The 24527-nt window shown below is 41.8% G+C and carries 18 protein-coding genes and 1 pseudogene; 12 read left to right on the forward strand and 7 right to left on the reverse strand.

From position 1 onward, the window contains the following. Positions 1 to 22 precede the first annotated feature (22 nt). Positions 23 to 721: a hypothetical protein gene (locus N473_RS07705; RefSeq protein WP_063367412.1), complete on the forward strand. Its 699-nt coding sequence runs from the start codon at positions 23 to 25 to the stop codon at positions 719 to 721. 299 nt (positions 722 to 1020) lie between these two features. On the opposite strand, the gene N473_RS07710 is transcribed toward N473_RS07705, so the two are convergent. The 3 genes from N473_RS07710 to N473_RS07720 form a co-directional block, all read right to left on the reverse strand. Then, a complete protein-coding gene (locus tag N473_RS07710) occupies positions 1021 to 2307 on the reverse strand; it encodes a metal-dependent hydrolase family protein (protein ID WP_063367413.1) in 1287 nt (428 codons plus the stop codon). A 181-nt stretch (positions 2308 to 2488) separates the two neighbouring features. Further along, positions 2489 to 4039 (reverse strand): response regulator, encoded by a 1551-nt coding sequence (locus N473_RS07715; RefSeq protein WP_063367414.1) that lies wholly within the window; start codon positions 4037 to 4039, stop codon positions 2489 to 2491. Between the two features lie 246 nt (positions 4040 to 4285). Next, the gene (locus N473_RS07720; protein WP_039609061.1) at positions 4286 to 5128 is read right to left on the reverse strand and encodes an HDOD domain-containing protein; all 843 of its coding nucleotides are present in this window, start codon (positions 5126 to 5128) and stop codon (positions 4286 to 4288) included. Between the two features lie 212 nt (positions 5129 to 5340). Here N473_RS07720 and N473_RS07725 point away from each other — a divergent pair, with 212 nt between their 5' ends. After that, on the forward strand, positions 5341 to 6894 hold the full coding sequence (locus N473_RS07725) for an AbgT family transporter (protein ID WP_046353951.1): 1554 nt from the start codon (positions 5341 to 5343) through the stop codon (positions 6892 to 6894). 55 nt (positions 6895 to 6949) lie between these two features. On the opposite strand, the gene cmoB is transcribed toward N473_RS07725, so the two are convergent. After that, entirely contained in the window at positions 6950 to 7918 is a 969-nt protein-coding gene (cmoB, locus tag N473_RS07730; protein ID WP_063367415.1) for a tRNA 5-methoxyuridine(34)/uridine 5-oxyacetic acid(34) synthase CmoB, read from the reverse strand. Positions 7919 to 7928: 10 nt separating this feature from the next. Then, complete coding sequence (cmoA, locus tag N473_RS07735; protein ID WP_063367416.1) at positions 7929 to 8654, reverse strand: carboxy-S-adenosyl-L-methionine synthase CmoA; 726 nt, start codon at positions 8652 to 8654, stop codon at positions 7929 to 7931. A 117-nt stretch (positions 8655 to 8771) separates the two neighbouring features. Here cmoA and N473_RS07740 point away from each other — a divergent pair, with 117 nt between their 5' ends. Continuing rightward, positions 8772 to 9461, forward strand: a complete 690-nt coding sequence (locus tag N473_RS07740) for a DUF3334 family protein (RefSeq protein ID WP_039609057.1) — start codon at positions 8772 to 8774, stop codon at positions 9459 to 9461. Positions 9462 to 9499: 38 nt separating this feature from the next. On the opposite strand, the gene N473_RS07745 is transcribed toward N473_RS07740, so the two are convergent. After that, positions 9500 to 13264: a response regulator gene (locus tag N473_RS07745; protein WP_063367417.1), complete on the reverse strand. Its 3765-nt coding sequence runs from the start codon at positions 13262 to 13264 to the stop codon at positions 9500 to 9502. Positions 13265 to 13371: 107 nt separating this feature from the next. On the opposite strand from N473_RS07745, the gene N473_RS07750 reads away from it, so the two are divergent. The 8 genes from N473_RS07750 to N473_RS07785 all read left to right on the forward strand — a co-directional run bounded on the left by N473_RS07750 (position 13372) and on the right by N473_RS07785 (position 22412). Next, complete coding sequence (locus tag N473_RS07750) at positions 13372 to 14481, forward strand: response regulator (RefSeq protein WP_063367418.1); 1110 nt, start codon at positions 13372 to 13374, stop codon at positions 14479 to 14481. Positions 14482 to 14660: 179 nt separating this feature from the next. Next, a complete protein-coding gene (locus N473_RS07755) occupies positions 14661 to 15503 on the forward strand; it encodes an isopenicillin N synthase family dioxygenase (RefSeq protein ID WP_039609055.1) in 843 nt (280 codons plus the stop codon). A gap of 247 nt (positions 15504 to 15750) precedes the next feature. Beyond that, on the forward strand, positions 15751 to 16662 hold the full coding sequence (nagK, locus tag N473_RS07760; protein ID WP_039609054.1) for an N-acetylglucosamine kinase: 912 nt from the start codon (positions 15751 to 15753) through the stop codon (positions 16660 to 16662). Continuing rightward, a complete protein-coding gene (nagA, locus tag N473_RS07765; RefSeq protein WP_063367419.1) occupies positions 16659 to 17783 on the forward strand; it encodes an N-acetylglucosamine-6-phosphate deacetylase in 1125 nt (374 codons plus the stop codon). Before nagK ends, nagA begins: the two co-directional genes overlap by 4 nt. A gap of 67 nt (positions 17784 to 17850) precedes the next feature. Beyond that, the gene (gene nagX, locus N473_RS07770; RefSeq protein WP_063363125.1) at positions 17851 to 18978 is read left to right on the forward strand and encodes a transmembrane glucosamine N-acetyltransferase NagX; all 1128 of its coding nucleotides are present in this window, start codon (positions 17851 to 17853) and stop codon (positions 18976 to 18978) included. Positions 18979 to 19233: 255 nt separating this feature from the next. Beyond that, positions 19234 to 20028 carry a glucosamine-6-phosphate deaminase gene (nagB, locus tag N473_RS07775; RefSeq protein ID WP_063367420.1) on the forward strand — a complete coding sequence of 265 codons (795 nt, stop codon included), beginning with the start codon at positions 19234 to 19236 and terminating at the stop codon, positions 20026 to 20028. A gap of 257 nt (positions 20029 to 20285) precedes the next feature. Continuing rightward, entirely contained in the window at positions 20286 to 21239 is a 954-nt protein-coding gene (gene nudC / locus N473_RS07780; RefSeq protein ID WP_039609050.1) for an NAD(+) diphosphatase, read from the forward strand. Positions 21240 to 21242: 3 nt separating this feature from the next. After that, positions 21243 to 22412, forward strand: coding sequence for a cystathionine beta-lyase (locus N473_RS07785; RefSeq protein WP_039609049.1), 1170 nt, complete (start codon positions 21243 to 21245; stop codon positions 22410 to 22412). 41 nt (positions 22413 to 22453) lie between these two features. Here the strand turns inward: N473_RS07785 and sbcB are convergent, their stop codons facing one another. Continuing rightward, complete coding sequence (sbcB, locus tag N473_RS07790; RefSeq protein WP_419555146.1) at positions 22454 to 23923, reverse strand: exodeoxyribonuclease I; 1470 nt, start codon at positions 23921 to 23923, stop codon at positions 22454 to 22456. Between the two features lie 435 nt (positions 23924 to 24358). On the opposite strand from sbcB, the pseudogene N473_RS26980 reads away from it, so the two are divergent. Further along, positions 24359 to 24511, forward strand: a pseudogene (locus N473_RS26980) (transposase); the annotation flags it as partial. Positions 24512 to 24527: the final 16 nt, after the last annotated feature.

Consider the following 24527-nt stretch of genomic DNA (forward strand, 5'->3'; position numbering starts at 1 on the left):
TACAAGTTAAAAAAGGACTGAAATGAAAATAAATAATAAAACATTAACGGTTGCCAGTACTTTATTGTTGGCATCAATGTGGAGCCAAACATCACACTCTCAGCAAGAGAGTCTGCCTTTTCTTGATGAAAATTGCAGCGGTCAGTTAGAGAGCAAAGAAAAACAAAATCACTGTATTGATATGCTTCGCGCCTCTGACTTCGATACTGGCTATTCGATTCAATACTCGCCTTCACTTGTTGAACCCATTTATATCAACGGGGTTAAATACACAATAGATTTAGCAAGAGATTTGAATGTCACCACAGTAAGGGATATCCTTCAGGCCCCATGGAGGCACGGTTTTTGGGATCTAGATGGTCATTGTGCTAATAGACATGAGTTTTGGGATGATGATTGTCGTCTAGAAGATCTGCAACAGCAGTATCATCTAGATGCTGTTTATGAAGCCAGTGCTAGAATCCCGGTGAGTGGTGATAACGGCCAACTGTTAAACTTTGATGTGTTCGGCAAAATCGATAATGCAGTGGCGTGGTTTAGTGTTCGTTGTGGCTCGTTTAGAGAAATAGACATTAGTGATAATATCATCATATCGAAAACTGAGCGCACTACGTTTCCCTGCGATGAGATACAAGTGTATTTCAAACCTAGACGACCTTTTAATTATCAGGACCCTACCTTAAGGGGCTTCTTATCGATCATTATTTCTGAAGACTTCTAGTACGAGCGGTACTGTTTTAAAGAGGCACTTTTAGAAATGAAAAAGGGCTTGCGAGCATGTGACGCCAGTCCTTTTTATTGTTCAATGTTAAACATTTTCTTGTGTACTATTAAATCAAAGCTATCTTACGTTTTATTGGAAACCAGTTGTCTGTATCTTGCGGGTGGTTATCCCGCAGTTGGTGTTAATGGGAAGAAAAAGCAGACGCTTAAACTGCACATCTGGCGTTTAAGCGTTAGTTATAAAATTAATTATCTTCTCGATTTTTACCTACGGTACCAAATGGCGATGCGCAGGATTTACTGCGTTACGCGTTTATCAACCTCAACTTTCCCGTCTTTAATCACAACTGTGACGTCTTCCATCACTGTTATGTCATCTAATGGGTTACCTGGTACCGCAATAATATCGGCAAGCTTTCCTGCATCTAAAGATCCAAGGTGGTCTTGTAGCTTGAGTAATGTCGCCGAGTTAATAGTAGCGGCTTGCAGTGCTTGCAACTCTGTCATACCAAATTGGACCATTCGACTGAACTGCTTTGCATTATCGCCGTGCGGATAAATACCCCCATCAGAACCAAATACCATTTTTACACCTGCTTTAACGGCTTTGGAAAAGCTATCACGTTGAATGGAGCCCACTTGTCGCTCTTTTTGCAGGCTTTCTTCGGGTATACCTGCTTTGGCGCCTTCCCCTAGAATGTACTCGGTGGTATAAATGTCCATCGAGAAATAAGTGCCATGTTTAAGCGCCAGTTGTATCGCTTCGTCATCTAAAAAGCTCACATGCTCTACAGAATCAACGCCTGCTCGAATTGATGATTTTATCCCACTTGTTCCATGCGCATGAGCAGCGACAGTCAGCCCCCGCATATGCACTTCGTTTACTAGTGCTTGCATCTCTTCAAACGAATATTGCTGAGCGCCAACTTTTGTGCCTTTGGACATAACACCGCCTGTTGCACAAAATTTGATAACATCCACACCGTATTTAACGTTTTCACGCACTTTGTGGCGAACTGCCCAAGGGCCATCTGCAACGCCTTCAGAAGTTACACGATGCTCATGTGTAAACGCGTTATTATCGCAATGCCCACCAGTAATTCCGATAGCGGGACCTGACGCGAAGACTCTCGGGCCAGGTATATCCCCATCATAGATGGCGTCGCGTATAGCAAGGTCAGCAAACCCTGACGCACCTAAATTTCTAACAGATGTAAAACCGGCTTCGAGTGTGCGCTGCGCGTTAATCGCGCCGGTTATCGCTGAACGAGGCACTGTTCTGCGAAGCCGCTCATAGCCATGTACTTTTGCATCTCCCGTTAGATGAACGTGCATATCGAATAACCCAGGGACTAAGGTGTGGCCTTTTAATGTAATGACTGTGGCATCAGAACTAATCGAGTCTTGGGGTGTGTGTTCTGACACGGATACGATGGACTTATCTTCGACAACAACCGTGGCTGGCTTAATAAGTTTACCTGTTCTGACGTCAAGGGCGGCGTCAGCTTTGAGGATGAGTGTATTCGCGAATGCGCTACTGGCACTTAGAATGAAGGCTGTACTGAGTAATGTCTGCTTAAACATATTTTCTTCTTATCATTTTTATTTTTAAAAAACAGTCTAATCAGAGTCAGAATAAGCGCGCAAGGAAATTACGATTGATTGTACAAATAGCGTGATGGGTTTAGTAAAGATCACATAAAGCTTGTTTACAGTGGCGATTGGATCTTGAAAGCGTAAATTAGTAAAGAATGATTAAAATAAATTAACTGACAATAGTCACTCGCGGCTTGCCTAGGTTTAAATAATGGATGTAGTCCTGTTCTTTTAATCCAGCTTCGCGGCTTGAGCGTAATAACAAATCATTCAGCGCTTGATCGTTTATACCGCTTCGCAATGCTTTACTGCACATTTTGATCGTATCTCTATATTCACCGGAATCAAATAGCCGTGAGGCAAACATCATATAAGCTTCTTGCTGATCGGTTTCTTCTTTATAAATTTTTGCGAACACTTCACGGTGCATTAAGCCCGCTAATACGTAATGGCTATTTCTATGCTGCTTACCAAGGGCTTTATGTGCATTGAACAGCATTTCTTTTGAGTGATCCATATCATTCACAAGGTAAAATAGAAAAGCAATAATGGTTGCAACACTTGGGTCGTCCAACATACTTTGACTGAGCTGTAATAGTTTAGCGCTGGCATCGGTGTCTTTGCCCTCTAACAGCATCATCATGATCAGTAGTAAGTTGAATTCGTCAGCGCAGTATTTTTGCATGTTTGATGCGTGGCGAGTAATGGCAGATTTCAGGTCATTTTGAATTGACTTAAGTACTTTAGGGTCAATTGTATCTTTTATGTCTAATGTTTCCAAAAAGCGTATTTTAATGGACAAGGCAGAGAGTAGAGTAGATAGGGCTGGGTCTTCGCTATAAGTACGTTCTTTGCGTTTAATTAAATTATCAATGGCATCGTGCTCTTTACAGACATGCAATACCATTAGGCTTAGCCGAAACATACTCGGTGACATATCTTCAACCGGAAATGCCAGTACCTGAGCTGTTGCTAGATCACGATTATTTGTTTGGAAAGCGATGTATATCTGCCAATAAAAAACGCGAATAGGGTAGTCTTGTCGAGTTTGCGGCTCAGACAAAAATGCTTTACACGCTGCAAAGTCCTTCAACTCATAGTTAACATGGAACAATGACCACTTTGCCCACTGGATGTTGCGATCAGCCAATGGTAAAAGCAGTTTTTTTGCTAATGAATAATGCCCAAGTTTGAGCAATAAATTGACAAGTAGCTGATTACGCGCTTTTTTTAAATAGTTTGGGTACTCTTGATTACGTAACTCTTTCAGTTTTAATAAGGCTTTTTTGTATTTTTTAGCCCTGATAAATTGGTAAGCAAATTTGAACTCTTTAACTTGTAACGTATGTTCTTTTAATATCGTAGCGAGATCCTGCGGCGTATACGGTACTTCTAGTAGCTGATTACTGTGAAATGGATATTCACAAGCGTAGTCGAATGCACTTTGCCTTTTTGCCATATACACCAGCCTAGTGGTAGGGGGCAGTGTTTCGTTGTAAACCAGCTCACTAACGAGGTCATAAAGATTCTTTATTGTGTCTACTCGATTATCCAAAAAAACAATATCATAAGTATTTTGTTTAGCAGAACGCTCAAACGCCTGACCAGAGCGGTAAGAACGAACATGAGACACGCCTTGTTTATTTAACAAAGCTTCTAAAAATCTTATGTTGTCGCTGTTATCGTCGACTATTGCAATTTTTAGGTCTGAATAATGCACTCGCTTTCCTTTAATCAGCCCACGAATAGATTACCGCTGCTGAAAAAATACTCTGTTTGTAGTTAATTTTGGAACTCGATATTCTAATCGTTTTAAAAACATAATCAAAGTGTTAAATGCATGTTCATTTACATTTATTTAAAATTCATGCGGTACTGAACCAAATAGATAGTTAATAAAAAGTGGACACGGCAAGCTAAATAAGACGAGTGTTTTTAGCATGCCATGGTGTTGAATGGTGTGTTTTTAGTTGAATATTTCCTCGACATCATCTTTGATATCTTGATATGCATCCTCGTCTAATTCCAATAGATGCAATACATCGGTTTTGATATACGCCCAATCGGGTACTGACACAAAACGTTTGTTGACCTGAACAAGGTGCTCGGCCATTTTGAGCGTGGCCATAGTGCAAGCATGTTCAACGTCATGGGTTTCTTTGAAAAACTCCATATCATGATGTCGGAGAATAAGCTTACAAATCGGTTTTGGGAGGTTCCAGCTATTTGCTAGGAAATAGCCAATTGTGGCATGATTCGTGTTGTAAATCGCTTCTTCTTGGTCAATTAGTAACATGTCGTAGTTGCTATTTGCGCAAGAGAGTACGTTAGCATAGTCGTCAAATTTTAACGCCATTGCTGGGATCCCTGCATCGTGAAATAGCCCCAGCATATGGAGACTTTCCAGTGGGATTTTTACTGGGATTTTGCGTCCGATAATCATCGCAACTTCCGAAATTTCGTTTGCGGTATCCCAAAACCGCTCCAAGCTGATGCAACAACGTGATTGATCAAACGCTTGTTTCAATAAAAAGCCTGTCACTAAATGTGTAACGCTATTTAAACCAAGAAACATGACTGCTTGGCGAATATCTGTGATTGTGCGTGAAAAGCCATATGATGAAGAGTTAATGACCTTTAAAACTGCAGCAGATGTTGCAACATCTGTTGCAATTAAATCTGCAATTTGCCCAAGTTCTGGCTCGCTCGATTGGAGTAGTTCATGTAAATGTGTGAGCAACTCTGGTTTTGGTGGGAGAGAAAAACCTTTTTCTACATCATTAAGAACGACATTATCTATCTCTATCATAGTTATTCCATCTTGATGCTGGACATCAAACTAAGGTAATTACACGGACGTTAAAAGAGTATAGCCGTACCTGCTAAATTTTGTGCACTCGAGGCAAATTTTGTTGTTTTTGCACGTTAAGTAGTCAACCAGTTGGTAATTCAGGGACGATTGATTGCTTTCATTCGCTTTGTTAAGTTAAAGTTAGCTAATTTTACTGTTTGGGAATAATTATGAGTCAATCACCTGAAACGGCAGCGCCGAGTGGGGCAGTTGCACGTTTTCTTAACGGGATCGAGCGTGTGGGGAACAAACTCCCTGATCCTGCTATCATTTTCTTGTCAGCGATGTTGCTGATATGGTTCCTTTCTTGGATTTTTTCGAGCACGACGTTTGATGCGATAGACCCACGTACTGGTGAAGCTATCGTTGTTCATAACTTACTAAGCGGTGATTCACTTGCCAGTTTCTTGGCCAACATGGTTAAGACGTTCACAGGGTTTGCACCTTTAGGTGTTGTTTTAGTAGCTATGTTAGGTGTTGGTGTTGCTGAGCACTCTGGTTACATTAACACGGGCTTGAAGCTCATGTTAAAGCGTACACCTCAAGCATTGTTGACTCCATCAATCATTTTAATTGCGATTGTGAGCCACACAGCAACGGATGCCGGTTATGTATTGGTTATTCCATTGGCTGGTGTAATTTTCTATGCCATGGGTCGTCACCCACTTGCGGGTATTGCAGCAGCGTTCGCAGGTGTAAGTGGTGGATTTAGTGCTAACTTCATTCCATCTGGTATCGACCCGTTACTACAAAGCTTTACACAAAGCGCAGCGCATATTATTGATCCAGAGATTGCGATTAACCCGCTGAACAACTGGTTCTTTACCTCAGCTTCTAGTTTGTTCATCATTTTATTAGGCTGGTATATCACGGACAAAATCATTGAGCCTCGTCTTAAAAACACAGAGATCGATGGTGACACAAACAGCTTGCCTTCTTTTGATGAAGTGAACGCAAAAGAAAAGCGTGCATTTTTAGCTGCCTCTGGTGTGATGCTAGCAGGTATCGCGTTATTAGTTTATGCCGCAAGTGGTGAAGACTCGGCGTTACGTAGTCCAAATGGCTCACTGACCGAATTCACAGCGCCGCTTATGCAGTCTATTGTACCGTTAATATTCTTACTATTTTGGGTGCCAGGTGCAGTCTATGGCTTCTTGGTTGGTACCTTTAAGTCATCAAAAGATATGATTGATGCCATGAGTAAGTCAATGGGCAGCATGGCTTACTATATTGTAATGGCGTTTTTCTGTGCGCTATTTATCAGTGCATTCAGTCAGTCTAATCTAGGTGCACTACTTGCGATTGAAGGAGCAGAAGTACTTAAGGCATTGGCATTACCAAGTTCAGTCACTGTGGTCGGTATTATTTTCCTGACTGCTTTTGTAAACTTATTTGTTGGTTCAAGCTCTGCTAAGTGGGCATTGCTAGGCCCTATTTTTGTTCCTATGTTGATGCAACTTGGCCTATCACCTGATTTGACCCAAGCGGCTTACCGTGTAGGTGACTCAAGTTCAAACATCATCACGCCGTTGATGCCATACTTCCCATTGGTTGTGGTTTATTGCCAAAAGTATGTTAAGAACACAGGTATAGGTACGCTAATTGCTCTTATGATCCCTTACTCTATCGCTTTCCTAGTTGGTTGGAGCATCTTCTTGTTAGCTTATTGGGGCTTAGGCATTCCTTTAGGCTTGCAGTCGAGCTACATTTATCCAGCAGGATAAGTAATAAAAAAGCCGCTCAAATTGAGCGGCTTTTTTCATTTCAAAACACGACTACTTACGCTTCAGCAATGAATATTGCACGCAGTGGAGCGGGGTAGCCCTCAATGGTTTTACTTGGGTCTAGTGGGTCCAAGAAATCTGCGAGTGATTCCGTTTCCATCCACTCAGTTTGACGTTGTTCATCTAACGACGTAGTGTCTTTGTTGACGACACGTACATTCTTAAATCCAACACGCTCTAACCACAGTTTGAGCGCGTCGCAGCTTGGGATGTACCAGACATTACGCATTTTGGCATAACGGTCGGTTGGCACCAGTACTGTATTCACATCGCCTTCAATGACTAAAGTTTCAAGAACAAGCTCACCGCCTTTACGCAATTGGGCACGGAGTTGGCTTAAAAAATCGATAGGTGAGCGTCTATGATAAAGCACACCCATAGAAAATACCGTATCGAATGCTTTAAGCTCGGGTAACTGTTCTACGCCTAATGGTAATAAGTGTACATTCGGATCAGGATTAAAATGTTTAACTGCTTGAAACTGACTTAAAAACAGATCTGACGGGTCAATACCAACCACGAAATCAGCACCAGCGCCTTTCATACGCCACAAGTGGTATCCAGACCCACAGCCAATGTCTAACACTGTTCTACCGTGTAGGTCACTAATGTGTGGCAGCAGTCTGTCCCATTTCCAATCACTGCGCCATTCAGTATCAATGTGAATCCCGTGAATATGAAAAGGGCCCTTTCGCCATGGCATCATGCGCTTTAATAGATGACTTAATTGCTTTGTATGGCCTTCTGAAAGCTCTTCACTTAAACCAAACTCCACGCGATCTGTGATATTAATGTGGTCTGTATTTGATTCAGGTAAGTTTTTAAGCACTTTTTCCCACTTTGGCCAATCACCATGTTGTGCTTCTTTTTGCCAGTGTGTTAGCTGGGCAGGCAAAGTATCTAACCAATGACTGAGCTGGTTTTTCGCAATGGCTGCGTAAAAGTCGTTAAACCAAGTATTCATAATATCCTCGTTATTTTATTGCGACCATTGAGCAAAAGTTAAAGCACTGGTACCAAACTTGGGTGTTAGAAAAGCCAACTGTTTCAAGTCTTTCGATATGTGTGCTTAAAGCATCTGTACGCATGATGTTTTCTATAGCGGTTCTTTTTTGGCTAATCTCTAACTCTGAGTATCCATTTTGACGCTTGAAGTCATGATGAAGGTCGATAAGCAGGTTATCTTTAATGTCATTTTCGCCTTTTATCTTTTCAGACAGCAGCAGCACACCACCTGGTTTCAAGCCTGCGTAGATTTTTTCAAGCACGGCCTGTCTTTGGTCTTGAGGGATAAACTGTAGTGTAAAGTTCATCGCAACGACACTCGCATTTTCAATGTTGATGTCGTTAATGTCACCTAGTTGCACACTGACAGGCACGTCTGATTTAAAGCCTTTCAGGTGTAACTTACAGCGCTCAACCATAGGTGCAGAATTATCAATGGCGATGATATGGCAGTTTTCTTTGTCGATGTTACGACGCATGCTGAGCGTCACTGCACCTAAAGAACACCCTAAGTCATATAAATTTGAATTACTTTGCGCAAACTGACCCGCCAATTTACCCATTGTACTGACCATTGTGGCGTATCCGGGAACTGACCGTTGGATCATGTCTGGGAACACTTCGACGACATTGGCGTCAAATGTAAAGTCTTTTACTTCTTGCTCTGCGGCATAAATACTGTCTTTGCCAGTCACAATACTACTCTCATACAAAAATAATCTCGCTATTTTAGCATTTTATACTGGATAGTCAGTGATAAATTGAGTAGCTTGGCTACTATTAGTCATAAGAAGTAAAAAATGAGATAAAAAATGGCGAAAAATAAAGTTGTCAGTACAGAAGATATCCTATCCACATTGTGTCATTCAGTGACTGAAGTGCTATCTTCGGCGAGTGGTAATCAAATATCCTATTCTGCGATGGTGCAAAAGATTACGCGCACCTGTATGCGACCGGATATCGGTTGTTTTGTGTTGTTTGATGGTGGGTTTACAGGACTCGTTGTGACTAATTTTACCGCGCAGGCAGCGATGGAAATCTATCAAGATTACATGCGTAACATGGGCATGCCGGAGAGTGAAATTGCACAAAGCCACTTATCAGATGATGTATCAAATGTCATGGGCGAATTGATGAACCAGATTGTTGGTGATTTCACGGGTAAAGTGAGAGAGCAATTACATACCTCAATTACGCAAAACCAGCCGAAAATGATGGCAATCAACAAGCAGGTACAAATCTCGGTTGATACAACCATGGATAGACCTCAGGCAAGACGAGTCACATTCACCACGCAAGGACAGAATATTTTCTACCTTGAGTTGGCAATGGACAAAACAGAGTTTATAAAGCTGCATGATTTTGATATCGCAGAAGCCGTTGACCCTGATGACATCATTGCGAATCAAAGCTCTACGTCTGCAAAACCTAAAGCGACAAAACAAGCCGCACCTCAAGAAGATGCAGCTGATGATGACTTCATGGCAGAGCTAGGGCTCTAATCATTTTATTAGCCCACTAGGTTAAGTGGTGGGCTATATTAACTCTCTAACTCACTGGTTGTTACTTGAAGTAGGTCAAAGGCTTCGGAAAACTGAAATCTTGATACCATCACCTTCAGCTCTTTTAATGTTGCCTCATCTAACCCTTCATTTAACTCAATCTGTTCGACCATCTCAGTCGCTTTTGAGTCATATTCTTTTAAAGCTTGAGCAAGCTCTTTAAGTGAGTATGTTTGTTTAGGGGAAGTAGACTTTTGGCTCTGCTCTAGCAGTAACGCGGCTTTTCCTTTGAGCTCTTGAAGGTAATTGGCTAGCGTGTCTATGTGCTCAGAGTTAATGTTATCTTCTTTTATTTGCTCTTCTAATGTAGCCGCAACTTCTGAGAAGTAATCCATAGAGAGGTTAGCACCGGCACCTTTCATCGCATGTAAAATATCCAGAGCAAGCTCTAAATTCCCCATGCTGATCGATTGTTTTAGATTAATCACCTCTTCTATTTGTTGAGTGATAAACTTACTAAGCAATTTAAAGTAAACAGCTTCGTTGTTTGCGGCCCGTTGCACGCCTTCAGCAATGTTTACGCCTTCTAAAACTAGGTCTATATCCGGATCCTGCTGCGGTTGTTGAACAGCTGGAGTTGTTTGTTTTGGAATGCCGCTGTCAAGTGTGTCCAAAATGGATTTTATAAGACCCTCAACGTCAATTGGCTTAGAGACATGCCCATTCATGCCTGCATTTAAGCACAATTCAATATCAGGCCCCATAGCATTGGCGGTCATTGCAAGGATCGGAAGCTGTTCAGCAGGTACTGTTTCACGAATGGCTTTTGTTGCTTCAACCCCATCCATGATGGGCATTTGCATATCCATAAGTACAATATCAAACTGTTTATTTTGCACAGCCTTTAGCGCCATTTCCCCATTACAGGCGACGCTGACTTGCGCGCCATGGAAACTTAAAATTTCCACAGCAATTTCTTGATTAACCGGTTGGTCTTCTGCAACCAAAATATGTAAATCTTTAAGTGCGTTACGGTTTTCTATTGGTGTTAGTTTTACTTGCTGTGTAGCTTCGACACCAAAGCACTCCTGTAAACAGTCCAATAGACTAGAGGGGTTAAAAGGTTTAAACAGCATGCTGTCAATCATGGCTTGGTGTGTTTCTTTGAATCCGACTTCATGACCGTGTGCAGTGACCAATACAAAATAATTTTGTAGGTTTTGTCGCTTTAAGTACTCGATGGTGTCAATACCATTTAAATCAGGCATATGCCAGTCAACAAAGATGATATCGAATTTTTCAGTTGTCGGGTTTAGTTGATCCACAAAATGTTTACCACTTTCAAATAGCGTAACATGGAAGCCTAATGACTGGAGCATCGTTTCGAGAATATCTCTTGCATCTTCATTGTCGTCAATTACACAGGCTGTTTTGCCACTGAATGTAAGTGGTTTTTCTACAGGGGTTGAAGCGTAGTTATTAATTTCCATCGCTAAAGTAAAATAGAATTCAGAGCCTTTATTAAGCTCACTTTCAACAAATATTTCTCCACCAAGTAGTTTTACCAGTTGTTGTGAAATAGTGAGGCCAAGTCCCGTTCCGCCATACTTACGTGTGGTAGATGTATCTGCTTGAGAAAAAGATTGAAACAGCTTTGTTTGTTGCTCGGTACTCATACCAATTCCACTGTCTTTGACAGAAAAAGTTAATTTAGCTTTATCTGTTTGAATATCTTGCATGGAAATGGATAAGGTGACGCCGCCACTTTCGGTGAATTTGACGGCATTTCCCGCAAGATTAATAAGCACTTGCGAGAGTCTCAGTGGGTCACCGAGAAAGTTGTTTGGTAAGTCAGAGGGGATATCGAAGACCAAATCTAGCTGCTTTTCTTGTGCCTTAATACCAACAATGGTTGTGACATTATCGAGAACTTTATCCAACTCAAATGGAATATGTTCAATTTCGACTTTCCCTGCTTCTATTTTAGAAAAATCTAAAATATCGTTGATAAGCTTAAGTAATTGTTTGGCAGCGTAGTCAATTTTCGTCACGTAGCCTAGTTGTTTCGGCGATAGATCTGAGTTCATTGCTAGATGTGCCATACCGATTATGGCATTCATTGGCGAGCGGATCTCATGACTCATATTGGCGAGAAATTCGCCTTTTACTTGAGCGTTTTTATCAGCTTCTTCCTTTGCGCTGAGCATTTGACGCTCAAGTTCATTACGTTCAGTGACATCTAAGAAGGTGCCTACTACACCACCAACTTCGCCGAGGCTATCAAAAAAGGGCGCTTCATAAACAACTAATTCTCGAGGTTCTTTAAGACTATTTTCCATAGAAAGGGCGAAGGAGTGGGCCTCTTTTTGGTCAATCGTGCGCTGGGATTTATGATCTAAGTATGCCGCGGTTTGTCCATCAAACACGTCGTTTAAATGAGAGTCGGTTACTTCGACTTCAAATTTGTCTATAAAAGATAAAAAAGCACGGTTAACACCCATAAAAGTGCCTTTTTTATCTCTGTAATAGGTCGGGTTTGGAATGGCATTAATAATATGTAAAGTGAGCTCCAAGTGTGCTGCTAGCGCATTCTCAGCTTCAATTTGCTTTTGGGTATTTTCGCTTAACCTTAATTGTATGCTTAAATCTTCGCATAAAAGTTTGAGGCAGTGTTTTTGTACTTCTTTAGGCGGATGAGTGAATGTGATCACGACAGTGCCAGTCAGCTCGTCACTCATTACCAAGGGTATATATAAAACCGTATGTAACTCTAGAGTTAAGCCATCTTTATGTAACACCGCGTTACGACCTTCACTGACGTACGCCTGTGTTTGTCTTTCAGAGACGAGTTTAGAGACTTGAATAGATTGTTCATCAAAATAAGCAGCAAACCCCACTAGAGTGTGTTGAATAAAGTGTTCATCCTCATAACGGTAGAGTGAAACACTCGGACTTTGAAAATGATCAGCGAAGAAGTTGGCAGCCAAAGTCCGCATTTGAGAAGGAGAGTTACAGTGACGAATTTCTTCACTAAAAGCATGCCTTATTTTTGCAATATCAGCGCGTTCATCAAGTTTTCTATACGTCAAAGACACGGCTTGAGCAATGTCAGCGACTTCGCCCCGCAACTCTGCTGGCAGCGAAATGCTTTGGCCATTGTAATTTTTATCGATACAAAATGCCCGATGCAATAAAGTGAAAGGTGTGATCAATCTTTTATTTAAGTAGTAGAAAATAAACAGGGCGAAAAGCAATAAAGTGATAAGGCTCACCCAGAGGTAAAAGAGCAAGTTGCTGCTACCTTGGTGCAGTAGCTGTTTTGCTTGTTGCAATTGTTGCTTAGTTGATTTAATTGCAACATCGATGGCATTGGTTGTTTGTTGATGGACATCGATTAACGCATTGTCTTGAGCTTGACTAGATGCGCTTTTGCCGATTGATTCGTATAGTGTTTGCATTACTTTATAAGTGTTAAAGGCTTGAGTTAAAGCACTATCTTGCGGGTAAATGCGCGTTTTTTCGGTTAAGGCATCGAGCGTTATTCTAGAGTTAATAAGTTGCGTCTGAATGAGTGTATTGGCCTCGGTGGCATCTTGCTTTGAAATGTGTGTGCTAATACTGAAAAATAAAGCCAAATTGGTCGTTTGCAGTTGATTTAATACATCGTATCGGTCGTTGAGTTGTTCAATCTGCTGCTCATGATTTGTCATCTTACTTTCCCAATTAGACATCACAACAAGGCTGATGACGAGTAGAGCAGGGAGTAGTATAAAAAACGAATGAAACATTGTTTTTATTGACATAACTTACTTTCCAAAACTTGACTAATATTAACCATAGTCGCACGCACGTAATTAACAAGCGGTGTGAATTGTCTGAAGGAGCTGGATAAAGCAAGAAGGGTGCTAAAATGGCAGAAATACTCATTGTCGATGATGTCGCAGAAAACTTACAAATCCTGCAATTGATATTAAGGAATGAAGGGCATAAGGTGTTTGCCGCGATCAGTGGTGAACTTGCATTAGACATTGCCCATAAACACTCACCTGAATTAATTATTTCTGATATCAACATGCCTGTTATGGATGGTTTAGTATTTTGTAAAACCCTCAAAAGCTCGACCAAAACGCAAGACATCCCGGTTATTTTTGTCAGTGCCGAGCGGGAGACTGATAATATCGTTGCTGCTTTAGAGGTCGGCGGCGTTGATTACATCACTAAGCCCTTCAAACCAGCAGAAGTATTAGCCAGAGTAAATACCCAATTAAAGTTATTGGACGCACATCGCTTGGCTGTAAAACAGCAGCTTTCTCAAGTAATGAATCAAATGGTAGTCGGAATTGCGCATGAAATTAACACACCTTTAGGTGCAGCTATCACGGCAGTCACGCATTTTGAAGGTATAGTAATGCAATTATTGAATGCGTTTGAGCAGGAAACGTTGAGCGCTCAACAACTGAAGGATGGATTGGATGAGTCTAAACAAGGTGTGGTTTTGTGCGAGCGCAATTTGTCACGTGTTGCGCAATTCGTAAAAGTATTAAAAGAAATAGCAAGGGTCGAGCGCCCGACAACACCAACAACGCTGAGTGTGATTGCTTTTTTAAACGACCTGAAATCGGCTTGGGAAAAGAAAGATGTGCAAATTCAGATCAGCGCAGTCGAAGCGGGTTTTGTATCTGATCGAGACATTTTGATGTCGGTATTTAATAACTTGATTGAGAATTCGATTGCGCACGGCAAGTTAAAAAGTGGACAAGCAATTTCGATCGAAGCAACATTAAAAGCACAGCACATTGAGTTTATGTATTACGATCATGGAGAGGGTTTACAAGGGATTTCTATTGATGAACTACTAAAACCCTTTAACACCACAAAACGAGGTAATAGTGGTCATGTCGGATTGAGTGCGCCTGTCACAGCAAACTTGATTAACTCAGCGCTTAAGGGGGCTTACCAGTTGCTTGATAGGGGAAGAGGGTTAGAGTGGGTGATAGAAATTCCAGTAAATTCAGATTGATCTGAATCAACGATTGACAAATATCGATAGAGATGAGGACATAAGTCCTTATGTGGGAGGCTTTATTTCACTAAGCTCGCGGGCAAAGATATTATATCTTTGTTCGAGTATTAATTATAAATAATTCTTATGATTAATGTTTTGAATTGAAGTCACGCAAAAAAATTGGTGGAACCATTATGCAACAGCTACCTACAGTTGATTATAAGTCATCTACAGCAGCAAAAGAATTTGTTGAGTCTCTTCGCAACACAGGTTTTGGTGTACTTAAAAATCACCCAATCCCGAAAGAGCTTGTAGAGTCTATATATAAAAACTGGCAAGAGTTCTTCTACACAGAAGAAAAGCACGACTTCCTATTTGACAAGGACACTCAAGACGGCTATTTCCCACCGGAAGTTTCAGAAGTCGCTAAAGGCTTTACTGTAAAAGATATTAAGGAATATTTTCACGTTTATCCAAAAGGTCGCGTTCCTGCTCAGCTTGAAGCTGAGATCAGAGAATACTACCGCCTTGCAAATGAGTTTGCAGCTGAGCTATTAAGCTGGGTTCAAGCTGAAGCACCAGAGGATGTACGTGCTAAGTTTTCGATCGATCTTAAAGATATGATCAAAGACTCAGATCAAACGTTATTACGCGTTTTACACTACCCACCGATGACTGGAGACGAAGAGCCAGGTGCTATTCGAGCGGCAGCACACGGTGATATTAACCTACTAACTGTATTACCAGCTTCAAACGAGCCTGGGTTACAAGTTCAAAGAGGTGACGGCAGCTGGTTAGATGTACCATGTGATTTTGGTTCATTGATCATCAATATTGGTGACATGTTGCAAGAAGCTTCAGGCGGTTACTTCCCATCTACAATTCACAGAGTAATCAACCCAACGGGTAAGGCGAGTGATAAATCACGAATTTCATTACCGCTGTTTTTACACCCTAAACCAGAGGTTGTATTATCTGAGCGTTATACAGCAGACTCATATTTGCAAGAGCGCTTAAGAGAACTAGGTGTAAAGTAAGTATCTGATTATAAATCGAAAAGCGGCCTTAATATGGCCGCTTTTTTGTATTTAAATGCGGCTGATTTTTGAAATTTTCCTGACAATTAGTTCAAAGTGTGCAATATTAAAATTTCTCAAACTGAGAAAAAATAATAAAAAACTTAATGACAACGCTGTCATTTATTGTGTAACATCAAATCAACATGACTGAATACTGTGTCGCGGACAAATTCGCGTTCATATCTTATTTTTTAGGGGTCGCTTAATGATGGCTAAACAGGTTGAACAAGACCAGTTGTATATAGGTATTGATGGGGGCGGTACAAAATGCCGAGCCACTATCTACTCAATCAAAAACGGCGTTTTGGGAACTGGTCTAGGTGGGCCTGCTAATCCTCTTCATGGTTTTGAAAGAACCATTGAGTCAATTATGGTATCGACTCAATTGGCACTGCAGGATGCAGGACTAAGAATTGAAGCAGTTCATAATCTCTATGCAGGACTTGGTCTTGCGGGAGTAAACCTGCCAGCACTACATGAAAAAATAATGCGATGGGATCACCCATTTAAGCAAATGTTTTTAACAACTGATCTTCATACTGCGTGTATTGGTGCGCATGAAGGCGGTGATGGCGCTGTAATTATTACAGGTACGGGCTCGTGTGGTTTTGCCATGGTTGATGGGGTGTCTGTTAACTACGGTGGCCATGGGTTTGCACAAGGCGATATGGGCAGTGGCGCTTGGATGGGACTTGAAGCGGTAAAAGCAGCATTGCTTTCAATAGATAAGTTAGGTCCAACAACAACATTAAGCGACACTTTAAAACAGCACTTTAATACCACAACCGCGATGGGTATTGCCGAGCAAATGGCGGGTAAGCCTTCGAGCAGTTATGCGCAATTAGCCAGGTTTGTATTAGCCGCAGCAGAGGAAAAAGACGAAGTTGCATTGAATATTGTCAGGGACGGTGCTGACTACATTAGTAAATTAGCCCATCGTTTGATGGAAAATAATCCGCCACGTCTTTCAATGATAGGTGGTTTATCTGAACCATTACGTAAATGGCTTGACCCTGAAATTGCAAAGATTGTTGAATCTCCTAAACAGCCTCCTGAAATGGGCGCAATTTTCTTTGCAATCCAAAGTGTCGAGCAGCAGTCTGAAAAGGCGGTATGAGAATGAAAAAATATTTGGCGAGTCAATTTTTTGATGGGCACAAATTAAAAAATAATGTTGAGTTTTTGGTTGTTGATGGAAAAATTTCATTTTCGACTCAAGACTGTGAAGGCCAAGCTGAGATCCTAGAAGGCTTGGTTGCGCCAGGCTTAATTGACGTGCAGGTAAACGGCGGCGGTGGCGGCTTTTTTAACGCGGAGCAAACCGTTGAATGTTTGAGAACCATCGTTACAGCACACGCTAAGTATGGCTCAACCGCGCTTATGCCTACACTTATTACTGATAAAGTGGAAGTCATGGCGCGAGCAGCCGATGCAACTGCAAAAGCGATTGCGCAAGGCGAACCTGGGGTTGTGGGGATCCATTTTGAAGGTCCACACTTATCGCACCCCAAGAAAGGCACACACAGCGAGCAATATATCAGACCAATTTCTGAAGAAGAATTTGCCATTTATGCGAGACAAGATCTTGGTATAAAAATGGTCACATTGGCACCGGAAACGGTACCGCTTGCAGACATAAAACGCTTAATTGACTTAGGTGTTAAAGTGAGTGTCGGCCATTCAAATGCAGATTATGAAACTACCATGGCTGCACTTGAAATTGGTGTTGATGGCTTTACGCATTTATTCAATGCAATGTCGGCATATACATCAAGAGAACCAGGTGTAGTTGGTGCCGCGCTTTGGGAAGATAACTCATGGTGTGGTCTTATTGTTGATGGTCACCATGTACACCCAGCATCTGCAAAACTGGCGATCCGTTCAAAGCAACGTGGTAAAATTATGCTTGTGACGGATGCAATGCCACCTGTTGGTACTAATGATATGGAATTCGACTTTTTTGACGGTCGTAAGGTCATTAGAACAGGTGATAGATTGAATTCAACAACCGGTGAGTTAGCGGGCAGTGTGCTTGATATGGCAAGTGCAGTGAGAAACACGGTTAACACACTTGATGTGACATTGACCGAGGCATTGAGAATGGCCTCTTTATATCCTGCTCAATACTTAGGGTTATCTGACAAAGGCCACCTTTTAGAAGGGGCTGATGCAGACTTTGTAGTATTAAACAACAGTCAAGAAGTTTTGAGTAACTTCATTGGCGGAAAAAAAATTTAAAGTTCCCTGGGTAAAAAACCCCGCTGCAGTTTAGCGGGGATTTTTTGTTTTTACAGGAAAGGTATTGATGACGAATAAAAAACAACGATTGGCTTCATTAGATGCACTGCGTGGCATGGACATGTTTTGGATCTTAGGCGGTCAATCTATTTTCGCGGCACTGTTTGTGCTAACTGGATGGCAAGGCTGGAAGCTTTTCGAAGCACATACTGTGCATAGCCCTTGGCATGGCTTTACATTTTACGACCTAATATTTCCTCTATTTATATTTTTATCTGGTGTTGCCATGGGCTTGAGCCCAAAGCGCATTGACCATTTACCTCTTAATGAGCGCAAGCCTTATTATCAAAAAGCAGTGAAGCGTCTGTTTCTACTGTGTGGCTTGGGCATTATGTACAACCACGGCTGGGGTACAGGCATTCCTTTAGCGCTTGATGAAATTAGATATTCTAGTGTACTAGGTCGGATTGCCATCGCGTGGTTCTTCTGTGCCATGTTGGTGTGGCATACAAGCCTCAGAACAACGGGTATTGTCGCTGGTGGTATTTTAGTTGGGTATTGGGTACTACTGAACTTTATCCCAGTCCCAGGTGGCAGTGCTGGTCAATTAGCCGCACCAGGTACTCATAGCTGGAATGCTTGGTTTGATCAAAACTTACTACCAGGTATTACTTATCAAAATAGACCGGTAGATCCTGAAGGGATACTGTCGAGTGTGCCAGCCATTGTGAATGCGATAGCCGGGGTGTTTGCAGGGCAGTTGATAGCACGTGCAGATAAGCTTGGGCAGTGGAAAACAGCAGGGTGGTTATTTGGTGCAGGTGCATTGAGTGTCGCGCTTGGTTGGTTGTGGCATTTACAATTCCCAGTGAACAAAGAGTTATGGACAAGCTCTTTCGTGCTTGTAACTGTTGGCTGGAGTGCGATTTTACTCGCAGTATTTTTCGCTTTGGTGGATATTTTGAACGGTCAAAGGTTTGCGTATCCATTTGTGATTATCGGGGCTAACTCAATCATTATTTATTTAGCATCGAGCTTGGTAAATTGGGAATTTGTCAGTAAGAGTGTGTTTGGTGGCTTTATCAATGCGGTGGGGCCTGATTGGCAGCCTCTGTTTGCTGTTATCGCGCTGCTACTGGTGCAATTACTGGTGCTGCACTGGATGTATAAACGCAAAATATTTGTCAGCGTTTAACACGTAAAATATTGAGAAAAACGGCCATCTTTTGATGGCCGTTTTTTTATTGGCTCAAAAAAAATACAAATTTTTCTTCACTTTTACTTTACAAAGACTTTTTTTCTGATAATAATGACAGCGTTGTCATAATGGTAATAACCTAATACAGTGTATCCCAATTAGGTTTAGATCTGACCTTGTTTTGATTGCACGCGAAGCAGGGTTCAGATCCCATTTTTTCTTATTTCAAACTCAACAACGAGCTTTAATATCATGCAAATAGTAATTTTAAAAAATGCTGCTGAAGTCGCTGCTTATGGTGCAGATATATTTGAAAAACAATTAAATCGCAAAGCAGAGTCGGTGTTGGGTTTAGCAACAGGGTCGACACCTGTTGCTTTGTATCAAAACCTTATCGAGAAGAACAAACAGGGCGATATCAGCTTCAAAGATGCGATTACGTTTAACCTAGATGAATATTTGGGTTTAGAGGGCACTCACCCACAAAGCTATCGCTACTTTATGAATGATCAATTGTTCAATCATGTTGATATCAACAAAGACCATACACATGTACCACCAGGTAATGCTAAAAACCCAGTGGAAGCATGTCAAGAATACGAAGCGCATATCGCAGCTGCCGGTGGTATCGATGTTCAATTACTGGGTATTGGTCGTAACGGACACATTGGTTTTAATGAGCCGTCTTCAGGTTTAACCTCAAGAACACGTGTTAAAACCCTAACTAAAGAAACGATTGACGATAATGCTCGTTTCTTTGGTCCAGATGAGTACCAACCACATTTATCAATTACGATGGGGATCGGTACTATTTTAGATGCTAAGAAAGTTGTGTTACTAGCGACTGGTGAAAACAAGGCTGAAGCGATTAAAGCGACAGTAGAGGGCCCATTAACGGCGTCTTGTCCTGCATCAGCACTGCAATTACATCGTGATGCGGTTATTGTGATTGATGAAGCTGCTGCCAGCAAGCTAGACAATATCGAGTTTTACAAACACATCGAAGCTGAAAACCAAAAGCTTCAAGCACATCTTGCCTCTCTGTAGTGTGAATTCACACTGTAGTTTAAAGCCCGAAAGGGCTTTTTTTTTGCCTAAATACTTGGCAAACAACGTGACTATTGTTAGCGTGACAGCATAGAAACTAAAATTAGTTTTTGTACATTAATAGTCGTGTTTTCTTTGCTTAAATAATGACTGCTTGGCTGCAATTAATAGATTTTTTTTGTAGCAAAGGACTCAATCATTTAATCAAGAATGGGCTTCTGCTTTGATTAGGTAACCCACATTAAAGGACAAAGTGCTTGTTGTATTATACACAAATGACGCTAGATAGAGCGTCAGCTCAGCGTAAAGATAAAAATTGGCTGTTAACTCAATATGGTGAGAAAAGCCGTTGGTTGCTCATTCATAATGACCAAAACCTCTTCACTGCTGACTTAACCGAGTTAGCTTTTATCCAGCAGTCACAAATAGAACACCTTGATAGGCGAGACGCCATCTTTTTAGGTAAAGATGAACAGTTTTCCTATTTTGCCTTAGATGTCTCCAGTATTGATTTGAGCGAGTTACAAAAACAACTAGGTGTTTGTACAGAAGACCATAATGATGGGCAGTATCGCTTTGCCGACATGAGAAAAGTGGGCCCTAAGCTTGAGCGGGTGAGTGGCTCTGTAGGGGTGTTAGCACGGGGTTTAAGTTATTGGCACAAAACCCATTGCTATTGCGGTCGGTGCGGTCACAAAAATATCCCTGTCGAAGCGGGTCACGCGAGGCTATGTACAAATAAATCGTGCAAGCATATGACGTTCCCAAGAACCGACCCTGCTGTGATCATGTTGGTCACGCATACGTTTAAAGATGGGGTAGAACGTTGCTTGTTAGGCCGTCAAGAGGCTTGGCCAGAAGGGGTATATTCAACGCTGGCAGGCTTTGTCGATCCTGGTGAAACATTAGAGCAAGCTGTTGCCAGAGAAGTAGAAGAAGAAGCCGGTGTCATTGTAGATGACGTGCAATATTTGGCATCTCAGCCTTGGCCATTTCCATCGTCCTTGATGCTGGGTTTTATCGCAACCGCCAAGACCACAGATATTTTTGTTGAGCAGGATGAACTAGAGCAAGCACATTGGTTCTCAAGAGCCGATCTTGATACTTTTGGTCAATGGGGCGATGACGCGCCTGGTTTTAAATTGACAAGACCTGACTCAATATCACGTTTTTTAGTTGAACATTGGCGTCAACTTCCAGAAAAAGAGTAACGAATGAAAAAAAATACCAGATTAGCCAGTGCAGGCCGAAAATCTCAATATACTCAAGGAACCGTGAACCCAGTTGTGCAACGTGCATCGACTGTGGTTTTTGATTCTGTTGCGGATATGCATGAAGCGATTAAAGAGCGCGGCAATCGCACTTTGTTTTATGGGCGCCGAGGCACAAACACGCATTATGCTCTGCAAGATGCCATTACTGAATTAGAAAATGGCGCAGGGTGCGCTTTGTATCCAAGTGGTGCAGCGGCCATTAGCCAAAGCTTACTGTCATTTTTAAAAGCCGGCGATCACCTATTGATGGTAGACACTGCTTATGAACCAACTCGTGACTTATGTGACAAGATCTTAGCTGGCCTTGGGATCACCACAACCTATTATGATCCTATGATTGGTGCGGGTATTAAAGCGCTTATTCAAGACAATACCAAGGTGCTGTTTTTAGAATCGCCGGGCTCAATTACTATGGAAGTGCAAGATGTCCCTGCACTGGTTAAAGAAGCCAAAGCACATGGCTTAATGACCATGTTAGATAATACATATGGTAATGGCTGGCATTATCGTCCACTTGACCATGGTGTTGATATCAGTATTCAAGCTGCGACTAAATACATTGTTGGTCACTCTGATGTGATGATGGGCGTGGCGGTCGCCAATGAAGAATACTGGCCTGTACTTAGAGAGAACTCTTACTTGTTAGGCCAGTGTACCTCGGCAGATGATGCATACCTTGCACTTCGTGGTTTGCGCACGATGCCGGTGCGTTTACAGCAGCATGAGAAGAGCGCACTTGAGGTTGCAAAGTGGGTCGCACAGCATCCGCTTGTGGATCATGTTCGCCACCCAGCGTTGCCTTCAAACCCTGGTCATGAACACTTTATGCGTGACTTTGATGGCAGTAATGGCTTGTTTTCATTTGTAATGAAAACCGGAAATCAAAAAGCCATTAATCGCTTCTTAGATAGCTTGCATCACTTTAAAATGGGTTTTTCTTGGGGTGGATTTGAGAGCTTAGTGACAGCGAATCGCTCGATGGCGGCATTAAGAACAACCACGGGCTGGGAGCATGGACCAATTATACGATTGCATATCGGTCTGGAAGATGTTGAAGACTTGATTGCAGACTTAGAGCAAGCGCTCGCAGTGTATGAATCGCACCTATAAATAAATGTAAAAGAGGCTGTTTTTCAACAGCCTCTTTTTCTTTATAAGCTCTGTGCGTAGTGATAAAGCGCTTTGAGTATGGTGACTTTTTTCTCGTTGCCTTCATGCTCGTAGACAAGGTTTTCAAGTGTCAGCATGAAGTCTTGCGCATTGATTGATGGGTTGTCCTCACCGTGCATCAACTTACCTTGGCAATACTTTCTCCATGTGTCTAACTCAGACTGAGATAGGCTTTCAGGCCAGTTTCGCGCGCGATATCGAAACAGTAAAGTATGGAACTTCGGATCTTCAAACTCGAGTGCTAAGCTGCCTAATTCAACGGGGGAGGCATTGCGAACAATCGCCAGTTTGGCTTTGTCCGCTTTACTGATAAAGCCGTTGTAAAGCTGGTAGTCGGGGTTGGTTGTATCACTGAAGTCGCCTTGCTCAGCAAATACTTGAGAGACTTTGTCACGAAGCTCTGGGTGTGCTTTTAAAAATTTTAAATGCTCCAAGCATTGCTCTCTATCAATACCTAGCCTTGCTGCATTTTCTGGCAGTAAGGTTTTTGCAGGGGCAATGATTGGGCACTTGTTTAAATGCACAAGCTTTAGCCCAACAGGCAACATGCCTTCTTCAAGCTCGGTGTGTTTGGTATAGAGTCGCTCGCGCAGTTCTTCAACAGATAAATCAACTAACACGCTGGGATCATGCGTAAGATTAAAGCACACCACGGCATTTTTATTAACCGGGTGAAAGCTCATTGGCGCAATCCAAGTCGTGCAGCCTTGTGTTGCAGGAATGCGTGATGAGGTGTGCACTAAAGGCTGCATGTTAAACACATCAACAATGTCAGTGAGCGCCTTTTTGGTTCTCAAGTTAAAGAAAAACTGATAAAGCTTTGGCTGTTTTTCTTTGATTAATTTAGCCAGTGCAATGGTTGCGGTAACATCGCTTAGGGCATCGTGTGCAGCACTGTGTTCAATACCATTGGCAACGGTGAGCTCTTCGAGCCTAAAGCTGGGTGAGCCATCTTCTTTCAATGGCCATTCAATACCTTCTGGGCGCAGTGCATAGCAAGCTCTGACTAAGTCAATAATATCCCAACGGCTATTCCCATTTTGCCACTCGCGCTCATAAGGGTCGTAAAAGTTACGGTAAAGACTGTAGCGCGTTACTTCATCATCAAAGCGAATGCTGTTGTAACCTGCAACACATGTATTTGCTTTACTAAACTCAGCGTGAATTTTTGCCATGAACTCGCTTTCAGGCAAGCCGTGCTTCAGTGCATGTTGCGGTGTAATACCGGTGATCAAACAGGCTTCGGGGTGTGGCAAATAATCTGGTGCAGGTTGGCAATACTCAATAAGCGGCTCGCCAATAATGTTTAAATCGTAATCTGTTCTGATACCTGCAAACTGACTGGGTCTGTCTTTTTGAGGGCTTGCCCCCCAAGTTTCGTAATCATGCCAATAGATTGTTGGGATATTATCGTTATTGTTTTGATTCTTCATTTCGTCATTATTTATCATAAAATCATTGGCTTATATAAAGTATGCTGCTTTACTCAATCTGTTCATCACGCTCACAACATCACATCAGCGTGTATAAATGTGTGTATAAAAAACTTGTAAGTGTGTATATGGCCGTAAAATGCTATTAGATGCAAAATGCGCAAATCTAGTAAATGAGAAAACGACCGCGAAACATTATCTCATAGAGATGGCTTACGCGTAAAACTAAAGATGAGTGGGGTTTTGTGATTTGAATATCTATTTTGGTGCGATGGTTGTGTCACCTCCCCATAAACTGAAATAGTTCTTAAGTAGAATTTCTATTCATATAAGAAGGCAAATCTACGATGCTTGAAAGTAAGTTCACCGAAACACAGATAGTTTATGATCAAAGAAGCTTAATCGGGTGCGCCTGTACCGGAAATATGACGTAAACATGGTATTGGTTAAAGTACATTTTATAAGTGGCGTTCTAAATATGGTTGGATGGAAGCCGCTGATGTGAAGCGTTTAAAAGAGCTTGAAGATGAAAATCACAAGCTAAAAGATATGTTTGCGACTCTCAGTTTAAAACACTCAATGCTTGAGAAAGTCATCTCAAAAAAGCTGTGAAAACAAAGTT

The sequence above is a fragment of the Pseudoalteromonas luteoviolacea CPMOR-1 genome (assembly GCF_001625685.1).
Taxonomy (GTDB): Bacteria; Pseudomonadota; Gammaproteobacteria; order Enterobacterales; family Alteromonadaceae; genus Pseudoalteromonas; species Pseudoalteromonas luteoviolacea_K.

Excerpts from the sequence above, each read along its gene's own strand:
- N473_RS07705 (WP_063367412.1), top strand. The coding sequence starts at position 23 with ATGAAAATAAATAATAAAACATTAACGGTTGCCAGTACTTTATTGTTG.
- N473_RS07710 (WP_063367413.1), bottom strand. The coding sequence starts at position 2,307 with ATGTTTAAGCAGACATTACTCAGTACAGCCTTCATTCTAAGTGCCAGT.
- N473_RS07720 (WP_039609061.1), bottom strand. The coding sequence starts at position 5,128 with ATGATAGAGATAGATAATGTCGTTCTTAATGATGTAGAAAAAGGTTTT.
- N473_RS07725 (WP_046353951.1), top strand. The coding sequence starts at position 5,341 with ATGAGTCAATCACCTGAAACGGCAGCGCCGAGTGGGGCAGTTGCACGT.
- cmoB (WP_063367415.1), bottom strand. The coding sequence starts at position 7,918 with ATGAATACTTGGTTTAACGACTTTTACGCAGCCATTGCGAAAAACCAG.
- N473_RS07740 (WP_039609057.1), top strand. The coding sequence starts at position 8,772 with ATGGCGAAAAATAAAGTTGTCAGTACAGAAGATATCCTATCCACATTG.
- N473_RS07745 (WP_063367417.1), bottom strand. The coding sequence starts at position 13,264 with ATGTCAATAAAAACAATGTTTCATTCGTTTTTTATACTACTCCCTGCT.
- N473_RS07750 (WP_063367418.1), top strand. The coding sequence starts at position 13,372 with ATGGCAGAAATACTCATTGTCGATGATGTCGCAGAAAACTTACAAATC.
- N473_RS07755 (WP_039609055.1), top strand. The coding sequence starts at position 14,661 with ATGCAACAGCTACCTACAGTTGATTATAAGTCATCTACAGCAGCAAAA.
- nagK (WP_039609054.1), top strand. The coding sequence starts at position 15,751 with ATGATGGCTAAACAGGTTGAACAAGACCAGTTGTATATAGGTATTGAT.
- nagA (WP_063367419.1), top strand. The coding sequence starts at position 16,659 with ATGAGAATGAAAAAATATTTGGCGAGTCAATTTTTTGATGGGCACAAA.
- nagX (WP_063363125.1), top strand. The coding sequence starts at position 17,851 with ATGACGAATAAAAAACAACGATTGGCTTCATTAGATGCACTGCGTGGC.
- nagB (WP_063367420.1), top strand. The coding sequence starts at position 19,234 with ATGCAAATAGTAATTTTAAAAAATGCTGCTGAAGTCGCTGCTTATGGT.
- N473_RS07785 (WP_039609049.1), top strand. The coding sequence starts at position 21,243 with ATGAAAAAAAATACCAGATTAGCCAGTGCAGGCCGAAAATCTCAATAT.
- sbcB (WP_419555146.1), bottom strand. The coding sequence starts at position 23,923 with ATGATAAATAATGACGAAATGAAGAATCAAAACAATAACGATAATATC.